Genomic DNA, 12,321 nt, shown 5'->3' with positions numbered 1-12,321 from the left:
AAGTCAACGGTGCTCGCCTATGCGTCGAGGCGCCTGGCGCTGCTGACGGTGACCCTGCTCGCGGCCTCGATGCTGATCTTCCTGGTGACCTCGGTGCTGCCGGGCAATGTCGGGCGCATCATGCTGGGACCCTTCGCGGCCCAGGATTCGGTCGATACGCTCAACCGCCAGCTCGGCCTCGACCGGCCAGTGCTGGAGCGCTACGCGGTGTGGCTGGCGGCGGTGGTGCAGGGGGACTGGGGGCGCTCGCTGCATTTCAATGCGCCCGTCCTGCCGCTTGTGATCGAGCGGCTCGGCCGATCGCTCCTGCTGGCCGCGGTGACGCTGGCGATCCTGGTGCCCAGCGCCGTCGCCGCCGGCATCCATGCCGCCCGCCGCGAGGGCGGCGTCTTCGATCGCACGGTCTCGCTGCTGGGGCTCTCGGTGCGGGCGCTGCCCGAATTCGTGACCGGCGTCGTTCTGATCGTGGTCTTCGGCATCCAGCTCGGCTGGCTTCCCGTGCAGGCGCTGCCGCCGGAAGGCGCGGGACCGGTCGAGGTGCTGCGCCACCTGCTGATGCCGGCCCTGTGCCTGGTGCTCGTGCTCTTCGCCTACGTGTTCCGCATGACGCGCGCCGGCGTGATCGAGGCGCTGGCGGCCGACTGGACGCGCACCGCGCGCCTGAAGGGGCTGCCGCCCAGTGTCGTCGTGCTGCGCCACGTCCTGCGCAACGCCCTGCTGCCGACCATCGCCGTGCTCGGGGCGCAGATTGGCTGGCTCGTGGGCGGGCTCGTGGTGGTCGAGACCCTGTTCCGCTATCCCGGCATCGGCACCCTGATCCAGTTCGCCGCCACCGCGAAGGACCTGCCGCTGCTGGTGGGCTGCGCGGTGGCCGTGACGGCGGTCTTCGCGCTGGGCAACTTGGCGGCCGACCTTCTGGCCGCGTCCCTGGACCCGAGGATCCGCCATGGCAGCCCCCGCGGTTGACCTGCGCGTCGGGCGCCGCGCGCGGCGCATGCCGCCCTCGCTGCTGGCCGGGGCGGCGATGCTGCTGGCCTGGGTCGCGGCCTCGCTGCTCGCCCCCTGGATCGCGCCGCATCCGCCGCTTGCCTCGGACTTCCTGGCGCTGCTCCAGCCTCCGGGGCCTGGCCATCCCTTCGGGACAGATCAGATCGGCCGCGACGTGCTCAGCCGGGTGCTCCATGGCGGGCGCTCGGTGCTCGCCGTGGCGCCCGCCGCGACTGCGCTGGGCTTGGCGCTCGGCACGACGATCGGGCTCGCCGCGGCCTATTTCGGCGGCTGGACGGACGAGATCGCCATGCGCCTGCTCGACGCGGTGATGGCGCTGCCCATCGTGATCGTGGCGATGCTGGCGCTCACCTTCCTCGGCGCCTCGACCCTGAACGTGATCCTGGTGATCGGGATCGTCTTCGCGCCGCTGGTCGCGCGGACCATGCGCGCCGCGGCGCTGGTCGAGGTGCGCAAGGACTACGTGCGGGCGGCCGAGCTGCGCGGCGAGGGCATCGCCTATGTGATGTTCCGCGAGGTCCTGCCCAACGTGGCGGGACCGCTCGCCGTGGAGGCGACGCTGCGCCTGGGCTATGCCGTCTTCACCGCGGCCACGCTGGGCTTCCTGGGCCTCGGCGCCCAGCCGCCGGCGCCCGACTGGGGGCTGATGGTGGCCGAAAACCAGGCGCTGCTGACCACGGCGCCATGGACCGTGCTGTTCCCGGCCCTTGCCATCGCATGGGTCGTGGTCGGGATCGCGCTGGTCAGCGACGGGCTGCGGGTGGGGCAGGGGCCATGAGCACCCCTGTTCTCGAGCTCGACGGCGTCACCGTCTCCTATCCCCGTCCCGACGGGTTCCGCGGCGCCGCCGTGCGCGATGTCTCGCTCGCGGTCGCGCCCGGCCAGGCGCTGGGCCTTGCCGGCGAGAGCGGATGCGGAAAGTCGACCCTCGCCTTCGCGGCCCTGCGGCACCTGCCGCGCGGCGGCCGGCTCGAGGCCGGGAGCGTCCGGTTCCTCGGCAGCGACCTCTACGCCCTGTCCCGGTCCGAGCTGCGCGGCCTGTGGGGCCGCCGCATGGCCGTCGTCTACCAGAACCCGGGCGGAGCTCTCAATCCCACCATCCCGGTGGGTGAGCAGATCGCCGAGGTCTATCGCTACCATCTCGGGCTCGACCGCGCGGCGGCGCGCGACGCGGCGATCGGCATGCTGGAGCGCGTGCGCATGGCCAACCCCGGCCGCGTCGCGGACCTCTACCCGCACGAACTCTCGGGGGGCATGCAGCAGCGGGCGGTGATCGCCATGGCGCTGGCCACCGATCCCGAGCTGCTGGTGCTGGACGAGCCGACGACGGCCCTGGACACGACCGTCCAGGCCGAGATCCTGGACCTCTTCGCGGCCCTGCGGCGCGAGTTCCGGGCCGCGCTGCTGCTGGTCGGCCACAATCTCGGCGTGCTGAGGCGCGTCTGCGACACGCTGGCCGTGATGTATGCCGGCGAGATCGTGGAGCAGGGCCCGACCGCCGCGCTTCTGGCCCGCCCGCGCCACCCCTACGCCTCGGCCCTCCTCGGCTGCGTTCCCGACGCGGGGCGCGGCGCGCGCGAGGGGCGCCTCGCATCGATCCCCGGCTTGCCGCCGTCGCCGGGCACGGCGGGGCCGGGCTGCAGCTTCGTGCGGCGCTGCCCCATCGCCCGGCCGGCCTTCTGCGGGGCGGAACATCCGCCGCTCTATCCGCAGGGTCCGGGACGCGCGGCCCGCTGCCATTTCGCAGAGGAGACCCCGGAGCCCGGCACCGGCGCGGCGGTCGCGGCCGGTGGCTCCGCGCCGGTGCCGGCGCCGGGGGCGGAAGCGCCGGTCCTGCACGTCAGCGGCCTGTCCTTCGCCCGCGGCCCGGTGGAGATCCTGCGAGACATCGACCTGCGCGTGGCCGCGGGGGAGACGCTCGGCCTGGTCGGCGAGAGCGGCAGCGGAAAGTCGACGTTGGCCCTCCTCGTCGCCGGGTTGCTGGCGCCCTCGGGGGGCGAGATCCGCCTGGACGGGGCGGCGCTCGCCGGGCGCAGCCGTCGGCGCAGCACGCTCCAGCGCCGCGCCGTCCAGATGGTCTTCCAGTCCCCCGACACCGCGCTGAACCCCCGTCGGCGGGTCGGGCGGATCCTGGAGCGCCCCGCGCGCGTCCTGGCCGGCCTGGGACGTGCCGCCGCCCGCGAGAAGGCACGCGCGCTGCTCGAGGATGTTGCGCTGCCCGAAGGCCTGATCGACTCCTTCCCCGTCCAGCTCTCGGGCGGGCAGCGCCAGCGCATCGCGATCGCCCGCGCATTCGTGGGCGAGCCGCGCCTCGTGCTGCTGGACGAGCCGACCTCCGCTCTGGACGTCTCTGTCCAGGCGGCGGTGCTGAACCTGCTGCGCGACCTGCAGCGCCGCAGCGGCGCCGCATACCTCTTCATCAGCCACGACCTCGCCGTGGTCCGGTACATGGCCGACCGGATCGCTGTGCTGTACCAGGGCGAACTCGTGGAGGAGGGGCCCGCCGAGCGCGTCTTCGCGCCGCCCCACCACCCCTACACCGAGGCGCTGATCGCCGCCGTGCCGCGGCTGGACGGGACAAGCGCGGCAGCGGGCGCGGACGAGGGCGGCGACGCGGCCGATGGCGAGGGCCAGGCCCGGGCGGCGGGATGCGTGTTCCGGCGCCGCTGCGCCGCGGCGGGACCGCGCTGCGCCGAGCCTCCGCCGTGGCGCGACCTCGGCGGAGGGCACCGGATCCGCTGCTGGGTCCGCCCCGGCGCGGGCGACGCCGCAGGGCGCGCCTCCTAAGGCGATGAGGTCAGAGCGGATTCGCGCGAACTGGCGGCCACGCCCGATCGCGATCCGCTCCGGTCGCTTCTAGTCGCCCTTGCGCGAGATCTGCTCGACCGTCTGGCCAAGCAGATCGTCTTCGGAGGAGCGGGTCGCGATGTCGCCCTGAGAGAGCACGCCGACGAGCCGCTTGTCGCGGTTCAGGACGGCGAGCCGACGGATCTGGTGGTCGGCCATGACCTGGGCGGCTTCGGCCGTATCCTGGTCCTCGTAGACCCATCGGACGTGATCGGACATGGCGTCGCGCACGGTTGCGCTGCCCAGGTCCTTGCCTTCGGCAACGGCGCGGATCGCGATGTCGCGATCGGTCAAGGTGCCGACGAGGCGGTCGTTCTCGCCCACCGGCAGGAAGCCGGTGTCGAGGTCGCGCATCATGCGCGCCGCCTCGGACAGGGCGGTATCGGGGGCGACGGTCTCAACGCTCTCGGTCATGACTTCGCGGACCTTCATGGGTGCCTCCTTCGGTCATGATAGAACCCCACCCAACGACAACCGTAGATTCCGGAAGCAGTTCCGGCGGCCGTCTCTCCCGGAGGGGTGGCCGTGCGCCGGACTGGGAGAGGCGGAGGAACTTTCACAAGACGATGACGTTCCCTCAAGGACGATTCGTGACCGGAGGCCCGCGGTGGGCCGGAGCCGGAAGCACCAGCGGGGCGGGCCATAAGGCACCGCCATCTTAGAACGCGCGACTGGGCGGGCGTGGCCGAATCGACTTCTGCATCCCCGACGGATTCCTTCCTGATCGGAGAGGGAATGCCATGCATCATTGGCTGCTCTGGAGTCGTTTTGCTGCGTTGAACTTGGTCGGGATCGCCGGCCTTTTCCTGGTCTGGATCAATGGCTGGGTCGACCGCATCGTGCAGGGAGACAGCAGCGGGATCTCGATCCTGATCTTCGCGCTGTTCGTTGTCGGCCTTGTCGCGAGTGCCTGGCGGATTGACAAGGTGACGCGTGAACTCGACTACCTGCGCGTGGGGCAGGGCGGGCGCCTCGCGGCCTACAGGCAATCCGTCGTCAACAACGACCGATCGACCGCGACCCGGGCGCTGGAACTGCGCCTCTTCTCGCGGATCGCCTTCATCCGCCACATCGCCAACACGCTCGTGCTGCTCGGCCTGATCGGGACCGTGGTCGGCTTCGTCTTGGCGCTGTCGGGCGTCAGCGCCGAGGCGGTCTCGGACCCCACCGCCGTCGCAGGCATGGTCAGCCAGCTCATCAGCGGCATGGGCGTTGCGCTCTACACGACGCTGGTCGGCTCGGTCCTGAACCTGTGGCTCGCCGCCAACTACCAGCTGCTTGCCACCGGGACCGCGAATCTCGCCGCCGCGCTGATCGATGCCGGATATGCGAACGGCCCAATCCCGGCAGGGCCAGGCGGCGGCACCTATCCGGCCGACGCCCATGCATGATCCCTGGCATGAGGGGGACGACGACGCCGGCACGGTCTTCAGGGACCTGATACTCCTGACCCTCTCCGGCTTCGTTTTCATCACGCTGCTGCTCCTGCCCCACATCAATCCCAAGGGCAAGGAGGCCAACGACGCATCGAGCGAGCCGCCCGGCAACGTGATCATCGAGGTGCGCTGGGACGACAAGCTGCGCACGGACGTGGACCTCTGGGTCCAGGCGCCGGGCGACGTACCGGTCGGCTATTCCAACAAGGGCGGTCTGATCTTCAACCTGCTGAGGGACGACCTGGGCAGCCAGGGGGATCCGACGGAGATCAACTTCGAGACGGCGTTCTCGCGCGGGATTCCCCCCGGCGAATACGCAATCAACGTCCACCTCTTCCGGAACCTCGATACCGTCTATCCGGTGCAGGTTCGCGTGGTGGCGCGCGTAAAGGCAGACAAGGACGGCGGGGCGCGGCCCATCGCGTCGACGACCGTTCGGCTGGAACGGGAGGGCCAGGAACTCACCGCTTTCCGATTCCGTCTGAACGAGCGCGGCGAACTCGTCGCGGGCAGCATCAACGCCCTGCACAAGCCGCTCCGCGCTGCGAAGGCCCTCTAACGGGAAACGAGGTCATGGAAACGCTGACCTATCTGTTCGTCTTCGTCGCCGTCGTCGCGCTCCTTCTGGTCTTTGTCGCCCTGCGCTGGGCGAGCTCGGGACTCGCGCGCGTCCTGATCGTGGCGCTCTTCGCGCTTCTCCTGCCGGCGGCCTACGCCGCGCCGGCCAGCCTGCTGGGGCGCGCGAAGCCGGTCACGCTGGAATGGGTGAACACCCAGGTCAAGGAGGCCTCGGTTCTCTCGGCAACTCTCATCGAGGGCGATGCGATCTATCTCACCCTGCGCTGGAACGACGCGCCGAGCCTCTACAAGATGCCATGGGACCGCAAGCTGGCCGAGCAGCTGCAGCAGACCATGGAGGAGTCGAGCCGCCAGGGCACGCAGCCCATGATGCGCCAGCCCTTCGAGCCCAGCTGGGATCGCCAGGAGCCGCGCTTCTACACGCCTCCGCAGCCGAAGATGCCGGACAAGCCCTATGCGCCGGGCGGCCAGGGTGGGCCGGGCGGGCAGGGGCCGAGCTACTACGAGTTCCGGCACCCCGGCCAGCCTGCCTGAGAGCGGCCCGGCGGGCCTTCGGAGGCCCGCCGCAGCCGGTCGCGGCGCCGCCTGGAGGCATGCCGTTGCGGCCCCGGCGCAGCGCCGCGGCGGCGGCCCGGCCAAGGCTGACCGCCCGATCAACTTGGGTTTGACAGCGCTGACCTGCGAAGGTCTATTCTCGGGCCCGGGCCCACAAGGGCTTAATGATAATAGACCCGTAAGCAGGGAGTTCTGTCGTGAGGAAGGTCATGTACGGTGCAGCCATGGGCCTGGCCCTGGCGGCGGGAGCCATCGCGCCGGCGCAGGCGCAGGGCTCCAAGACCCTCGTCTACTGCTCCGAGGGAAGCCCGGAGAACTTCAATCCCCAGATCAACACCACCGGCACGACGTTCGATGCGACGCAGCCGGTCTACAACCGCCTCGCCGAGTTCGAGCGCGGCACGACCAACGTGATCCCCGGGCTCGCCGAGCGCTGGGAGGTCTCCGACGAGGGCAAGACCTACACGTTCTTCCTGCGCAAGGGCGTGAAGTGGCACTCCAGCCGCGAGTTCAAGCCGACGCGCGACTTCAACGCCGACGACGTGCTGTTCTCGTTCAGCCGGATGTGGAAGAAGGATCATCCCTACCACAACGTGTCCGGCGGCGAGTACGACTACTTCAACGACATGGGCATGGCGGACCTTCTCGAGTCCATCGACAGGGTCGACGACTACACCGTCCGCTTCAAGCTGAAGCGCCCCGAGGCCCCGTTCATCGCCAACATGGCGATGATGTTCGCCTCGATCCTCTCGGCGGAGTACGCCGACTTCCAGATGAAGAAGGGCACGCCGGAGAAGCTCGACCAGGAGCCGATCGGCACCGGTCCCTTCACCTTCGTGAACTACCAGAAGGACGCGCAGATCCGTTACCGGGCCAATGACCAGTACTTCCGCGGCCGCGAGAAGCTGGACAACCTGGTGTTCTCGATCACGTCCGATGCCTCGGTCGCCTATCAGAAGCTGAAGGCCGGCGAGTGCCACGTGATGCCCTATCCGAACCCGGCGGACCTCGCGTCCATGCGGACGGATCCGAACATCAACCTGATGTCGCAGGAAGGCCTGAACGTCGGCTATCTCGCCTTCAACGTCACGAAGAAGCCCTTCGACGACAAGCGCGTGCGCAAGGCGCTGAACATGGCCATCGACAAGAAGGCCATCATCGAGGCGGTCTATCAGGGCGCCGGCGTCGCCGCGCACAATCCGATCCCGCCGACCATCTGGTCCTACAACAAGGAGACGAAGGCCTATCCGTACGACCCGGACCAGGCCAAGAAGCTCCTGGCGGAGGCCGGGCTCGCCAACGGCTTCGAGACCGACCTGTGGGCGATGCCGGTGAAGCGTCCCTACAATCCGAACGCCCAGCGCATCGCCGAACTCGTCCAGGCCGACCTCGCCAAGCTCGGCATCAAGGCGAACATCGTCTCCTACGAGTGGGGCGAGTACCGCAAGCGCGCCCAGCAGGGCGAGCACATGATGGCCCAGCTCGGCTGGACCGGCGACAACGGCGACCCCGACAACTTCCTGAACGTGCTGCTGGGCTGCGATGCGGCCCGCGCGGGCGGGTCGAACATCGCGAAGTGGTGCAACCAGCCCTTCAACGATCTCGTGACCAAGGCGCGGCAGTCTTCGGACAAGGCCGAGCGCACCAAGCTCTACGAGCAGGCGCAGGCCATCTTCGTCGAGGAGGCGCCGTGGTTCGCGATCGCGCATTCGGTCAGCTTCAAGCCGGTGCGCAAGGAGGTCGTCGACTTCAAGATCTCGCCCTTCGGCCGGCATGAGTTCCATGGGGTCGACCTGAAGCGTTGATCCTCGACTAGCGTAGCAGAGCCAAGGCGGGAAGGCGGGGGAGCCCCAGGGCTCCCCCGCCATTCGTCATTGGACGGATCGGTTCATGTTCAAATTCATCATCTCGCGCGCCGCGCTTGTGATCCCGACCTTCCTCGGAATCACCTTCCTGAGCTTCTTCCTGATCCGCCTCGTTCCCGGTGACCCGATCGAGGTCCGGGTGGGCGAGCGCGGCATCACGCCCGAGCGCCTGGCGATGCTGCGCGAGCAGCTCGGCCTGGATCAGCCGCTGTGGGTGCAGTTCGCCTCCTATGTCGGGGACATCCTGTCGGGAAACTTCGGGACCTCGCTGGTGACCAAGAACCCTGTGCTCCTCGAATTCCTGGAGCTGTTCCCGGCCACGGTCGAGCTTTCGGTCTGCGCGATCCTCTTCGCGGTGATCCTCGGCCTCCCGGCCGGCGTCATGGCGGCCAGCCGGCGCGGATCCTTCTGGGACCACACCGTGATGGGGGTCAGCCTCGGCGGCTATTCGATGCCGATCTTCTGGTGGGCGCTGCTGCTGATCCTGCTGTTCTCGGTCTCGCTGGGCTGGACGCCGGTCTCAGGCCGGCTCTCCGTCATGTACTACGTCGAGCCCGTGACCGGCTTCATGCTGATCGACACGCTGCTCTCGGACGAGCCCGGGGCCTTCCGCTCGGCGGTGCACCACCTGGTCCTTCCGTCGGTCGTGCTCGGCACCATCCCGCTGGCGGTGATCGCGCGCATGACGCGGTCCTCCATGCTCGAGGTGCTCGGCGAGGACTACATCCGCACCGCCCGTGCCAAGGGGCTGAGCGCCGGCCGGATCGTCGGCCTGCACGCCCTGCGCAACGCCATGATCCCCGTCGTCACGGTGATCGGCCTGCAGGTGGGCACGCTGCTGGGCGGCGCGATCCTGACCGAGACGATCTTCTCCTGGCCCGGGATCGGCAAATGGCTGATCGAATCGATCAACCGCCGTGACTACCCGGTCCTGCAGGGCGGCGTGCTTCTGGTCGCGACGCTGGTGATCGTCGTGAACCTGATCGTCGACCTGCTCTACGGCATCCTCAATCCCCGCATCCGCCACGGACGCTGAAGCCATGTCCGCCACTGACGACATCGAGATGATGGCCAGCCCCGCGAAGGCGGCGCCGCCATCCCCGCTGCGCACCTTCTGGTGGAGCTTCGCCGAGAACAAGGGGGCCGTCGCCGGCCTCCTGGTGATCGTGGTGATCGCCATCCTGGCCATCTTCGCGGACTGGATCGCGCCCCATTCGCCCACCGAGCAGTTCCGCGACTTCCGCCTGCTGCCGCCCTTCTGGGCGGATGGCGGGACGCTGCGCTTCCCGCTGGGCACCGACGACATCGGGCGCGACATCCTCTCGCGCCTGATCCACGGCGCGCGGCTCTCCATGGCCATCGGCCTGATCGTGGTGACGCTTGCGCTGGGCATGGGGATCGTGCTCGGCCTTGTCGCCGGCTTCTACCGGGGCTGGATCGACGTCGCGATCATGCGGCTGATGGACATGATGCTGGCGCTGCCTTCGCTGCTGCTGGCGATCGTGGTGGTCGCCATCCTGGGGCCCGGCCTGTCCAACGCCATGTTCGCGGTATCCATCGTGGTGCTGCCGCACTATGCGCGACTGACCCGCGCGGCGGTGATCTCGGAACTCGGCAAGGACTACGTGGTGGCCTCGCGGGTCAGCGGAGCCGGGACCCTGCGCCTGATGTTCTCCACGATCCTGCCCAACTGCATGGCGCCCCTGATCGTGCAGGCGACGCTGGGCTTCTCGACCGCGATCCTGGATGCGGCCGCGCTCGGCTTCCTCGGCCTGGGAGCCCAGCCTCCCACTCCGGAATGGGGAACCATGCTGGCCTCCGCGCGCGAGTTCGTGACCCGCGCCTGGTGGGTCGTCACCTTCCCGGGCATCGCGATCCTGGTCACCGTTCTCGCCTTCAACCTCATGGGCGACGGGCTTCGCGACGCCCTCGATCCCAAGCTCAAGCGTTGACAGCCATGCCGCTACTCGACATCCGCAACCTGTCGGTGGAGTTCGCGACCCGCTCCGGCACCTTCCGCGCCGTGGACGGCGTGGACCTCCACGTGGAGGAAGGGGAGGTGCTGGGCATCGTCGGCGAATCCGGATCCGGCAAGTCCGTCACCTCGCTCGCCGTGATGGGGCTGATTGGCCACAACGGCCGCATCGTCGCCGACCGCATGGAATTCGCGGGCACCGACCTGCGCAGCCTGTCGCCGCGCCAGCGCCGCCGGCTCACGGGCAAGGACGTGGCGATGGTGTTCCAGGAGCCCATGTCCTCGCTGAACCCGTGCTTCACGGTGGGCTTCCAGATCATGGAGACCCTGAAGGTCCACGAGGGGCTGGACCGGGCGCAGCGCCGCCGCCGCGCCATCGAGCTGCTGGATCAGGTCGGGATCCCGGACCCGGAAAGCCGCCTCTCGGCCTTCCCGCACCAGCTCTCGGGCGGCATGAGCCAGCGCGTGATGATCGCCATGGCGATCGCGTGCAGCCCGCGCCTGCTGATCGCCGACGAGCCGACGACCGCGCTCGACGTCACGATCCAGAAGCAGATCCTGGACCTGCTCGTCTCGCTGCAGAGGGACCGGGGCATGGCCCTGGTCCTGATCACCCACGACATGGGCGTGGTCGCAGAGACAGCGCACCGGGTCGCCGTGATGTATGCCGGCCAGGTCGTCGAGACCCGCCCCGCGCGCGCCCTCTTCGAGGCGCCGCGGCACCCTTATACCGGCGCCCTGCTGGATGCGCTGCCCGAGCGTGCGCTGGGCCGGCGGCGGCTGCCCACGATCCCGGGCGTGGTGCCCGGCATCGCCGACCGTCCGCCCGGCTGCGTCTTCAATCCGCGCTGCCCGAAGGCGCAGGCGGACTGCCGCATGGGACCGATCCCGATGTTTCCCGACGAGACGGGCGCCGCGCGGTGCCTGCATCCATTGCGCCAGGTTGGAGGGCAGGCGGCATGACCGGTACCGCCATGGACATGCGGCAGGGGCCCGGCAGCGGGACCGAGACGGCCTCGCCGGTCGTGCTCGAGGCGCGCGATCTGAAACGCTACTACTCGATCCGCCGCGGCATGTTCGCTGCCGATGCCACGGTGAAGGCCGTGGACGGCGTGTCCTTCGCGCTACGCGCCGGCAGCACGCTCGCCGTCGTGGGTGAGTCCGGCTGCGGGAAGTCGACGCTGGCCCGCGTGGTCACGCTGATCGACGAGCCGACCTCGGGCGAAATGCGTTTCGACGGGCGGCTCGCGGCCGAGTTCGATGGCAGGACGCTGCGCCGGAAGGTGCAGATGATCTTCCAGAACCCCTACGGCTCGCTGAACCCGCGCAAGAAGGTCGGGCAGATCCTCGAGGAGCCGCTGGAGATCAACACCAGCCTTTCCAAGGCCGAGCGGCGCGAGCGGGCGCACGTGATCATGGCCAAGGTCGGCATGCGCCCCGACCAGTACGACCGCTACCCGCACATGTTCTCGGGCGGCCAGCGCCAGCGCATCGCTATCGCCCGCGCCCTGATGCTGAACCCCGAGGTGGTCGTCGCCGACGAGCCGGTCTCGGCCCTGGACGTGTCGATCCAGGCGCAGGTCCTCAACCTGATGATGGACCTCCAGGAGGAGTTCAAGCTCGCGTACCTCTTCATCAGCCACGACCTGTCGGTGGTCCGGCACATCGCCGAGGACGTGCTGGTGATGTATCTCGGCAAGCCCGTGGAGCACGGCCCCAAGGAGACGATCTTCGCCCGCGCGCGGCATCCCTATACCCGCACGCTGCTGGCGGCGACGCCAAGGGTCGCCTTCGAGGACAAGCCCCAGATACCGCCCCCGAAGGGCGAGCTTCCCTCGCCTCTGAACCCGCCCCCAGGCTGCGCCTATCATCGGCGATGCCCCTTCGCGACCGAACGCTGCGCAACGGAGGTGCCGCCGCTGCGCCCGGTCGATGGCCGATTGGTCGCGTGCCACTATGCCGAGCAGATGGCTTGATCGCCGCCCACGCCGGACGGCGCGGATTTCGGACGCTTGCATTGTCGCGTGACACTGGGCCACGCTTGTGGGCCGTGGCT

The 12,321-nt window shown here is 69.4% G+C and carries 12 protein-coding genes; 11 read left to right on the top strand and 1 reads right to left on the bottom strand.

Annotated features, from left to right (window positions below):
- Positions 1–9 precede the first annotated feature (9 nt).
- The 3 genes from JUB13_RS17030 to JUB13_RS17020 are packed head-to-tail and all read left to right on the top strand — an operon-like array spanning position 10 to position 3,795.
- Positions 10–966, top strand: a complete 957-nt coding sequence (locus JUB13_RS17030; protein ID WP_207481094.1) for an ABC transporter permease — start codon at positions 10–12, stop codon at positions 964–966.
- Entirely contained in the window at positions 947–1,786 is an 840-nt protein-coding gene (locus JUB13_RS17025; protein ID WP_207481093.1) for an ABC transporter permease, read from the top strand. Before JUB13_RS17030 ends, JUB13_RS17025 begins: the two co-directional genes overlap by 20 nt.
- Positions 1,783–3,795 carry a dipeptide ABC transporter ATP-binding protein gene (locus JUB13_RS17020; RefSeq protein WP_207481092.1) on the top strand — a complete coding sequence of 671 codons (2,013 nt, stop codon included), beginning with the start codon at positions 1,783–1,785 and terminating at the stop codon, positions 3,793–3,795. The genes JUB13_RS17025 and JUB13_RS17020 overlap by 4 nt, the downstream gene beginning before the upstream one ends.
- A gap of 69 nt (positions 3,796–3,864) precedes the next feature.
- On the opposite strand, the gene JUB13_RS17015 is transcribed toward JUB13_RS17020, so the two are convergent.
- Positions 3,865–4,287 (bottom strand): CBS domain-containing protein, encoded by a 423-nt coding sequence (locus tag JUB13_RS17015; RefSeq protein WP_207481091.1) that lies wholly within the window; start codon positions 4,285–4,287, stop codon positions 3,865–3,867.
- Positions 4,288–4,595: 308 nt separating this feature from the next.
- Between JUB13_RS17015 and JUB13_RS17010 the strand changes: the two genes are divergently transcribed.
- From JUB13_RS17010 to JUB13_RS16975, 8 genes are all read left to right on the top strand, one after another.
- The gene (locus JUB13_RS17010) at positions 4,596–5,246 is read left to right on the top strand and encodes a MotA/TolQ/ExbB proton channel family protein (RefSeq protein ID WP_207481090.1); all 651 of its coding nucleotides are present in this window, start codon (positions 4,596–4,598) and stop codon (positions 5,244–5,246) included.
- Entirely contained in the window at positions 5,239–5,850 is a 612-nt protein-coding gene (locus tag JUB13_RS17005) for a hypothetical protein (protein ID WP_207481089.1), read from the top strand. Before JUB13_RS17010 ends, JUB13_RS17005 begins: the two co-directional genes overlap by 8 nt.
- Before the next feature lie 14 nt (positions 5,851–5,864).
- A complete protein-coding gene (locus JUB13_RS17000; protein WP_207481088.1) occupies positions 5,865–6,404 on the top strand; it encodes a hypothetical protein in 540 nt (179 codons plus the stop codon).
- Between the two features lie 230 nt (positions 6,405–6,634).
- Positions 6,635–8,230, top strand: a complete 1,596-nt coding sequence (locus JUB13_RS16995) for an ABC transporter substrate-binding protein (RefSeq protein ID WP_207481420.1) — start codon at positions 6,635–6,637, stop codon at positions 8,228–8,230.
- Between the two features lie 85 nt (positions 8,231–8,315).
- Positions 8,316–9,326, top strand: coding sequence for an ABC transporter permease subunit (locus JUB13_RS16990; RefSeq protein WP_207481087.1), 1,011 nt, complete (start codon positions 8,316–8,318; stop codon positions 9,324–9,326).
- 4 nt (positions 9,327–9,330) lie between these two features.
- A complete protein-coding gene (locus JUB13_RS16985) occupies positions 9,331–10,242 on the top strand; it encodes an ABC transporter permease subunit (RefSeq protein WP_207481086.1) in 912 nt (303 codons plus the stop codon).
- 5 nt (positions 10,243–10,247) lie between these two features.
- Positions 10,248–11,228 (top strand): ABC transporter ATP-binding protein, encoded by a 981-nt coding sequence (locus tag JUB13_RS16980; protein WP_207481084.1) that lies wholly within the window; start codon positions 10,248–10,250, stop codon positions 11,226–11,228.
- 17 nt (positions 11,229–11,245) lie between these two features.
- Positions 11,246–12,241, top strand: a complete 996-nt coding sequence (locus JUB13_RS16975) for a peptide ABC transporter ATP-binding protein (protein ID WP_207481418.1) — start codon at positions 11,246–11,248, stop codon at positions 12,239–12,241.
- The last annotated feature ends 80 nt before the right edge of the window (positions 12,242–12,321 follow it).

It is taken from the genome of Arenibaculum pallidiluteum (assembly GCF_017355985.1).
Classification (GTDB): Bacteria; Pseudomonadota; Alphaproteobacteria; order Azospirillales; family Azospirillaceae; genus Arenibaculum; species Arenibaculum pallidiluteum.
The sequence above is the reverse complement of the archived record's forward strand: the minus strand, read 5'-3'. Positions and strand labels throughout refer to the sequence as shown.

Excerpts from the sequence above, each read along its gene's own strand:
- JUB13_RS17025 (WP_207481093.1), top strand. The coding sequence starts at position 947 with ATGGCAGCCCCCGCGGTTGACCTGCGCGTCGGGCGCCGCGCGCGGCGC.
- JUB13_RS17020 (WP_207481092.1), top strand. The coding sequence starts at position 1,783 with ATGAGCACCCCTGTTCTCGAGCTCGACGGCGTCACCGTCTCCTATCCC.
- JUB13_RS17015 (WP_207481091.1), bottom strand. The coding sequence starts at position 4,287 with ATGAAGGTCCGCGAAGTCATGACCGAGAGCGTTGAGACCGTCGCCCCC.
- JUB13_RS17010 (WP_207481090.1), top strand. The coding sequence starts at position 4,596 with ATGCATCATTGGCTGCTCTGGAGTCGTTTTGCTGCGTTGAACTTGGTC.
- JUB13_RS17005 (WP_207481089.1), top strand. The coding sequence starts at position 5,239 with ATGCATGATCCCTGGCATGAGGGGGACGACGACGCCGGCACGGTCTTC.
- JUB13_RS17000 (WP_207481088.1), top strand. The coding sequence starts at position 5,865 with ATGGAAACGCTGACCTATCTGTTCGTCTTCGTCGCCGTCGTCGCGCTC.
- JUB13_RS16995 (WP_207481420.1), top strand. The coding sequence starts at position 6,635 with ATGTACGGTGCAGCCATGGGCCTGGCCCTGGCGGCGGGAGCCATCGCG.
- JUB13_RS16990 (WP_207481087.1), top strand. The coding sequence starts at position 8,316 with ATGTTCAAATTCATCATCTCGCGCGCCGCGCTTGTGATCCCGACCTTC.
- JUB13_RS16985 (WP_207481086.1), top strand. The coding sequence starts at position 9,331 with ATGTCCGCCACTGACGACATCGAGATGATGGCCAGCCCCGCGAAGGCG.
- JUB13_RS16980 (WP_207481084.1), top strand. The coding sequence starts at position 10,248 with ATGCCGCTACTCGACATCCGCAACCTGTCGGTGGAGTTCGCGACCCGC.
- JUB13_RS16975 (WP_207481418.1), top strand. The coding sequence starts at position 11,246 with ATGCGGCAGGGGCCCGGCAGCGGGACCGAGACGGCCTCGCCGGTCGTG.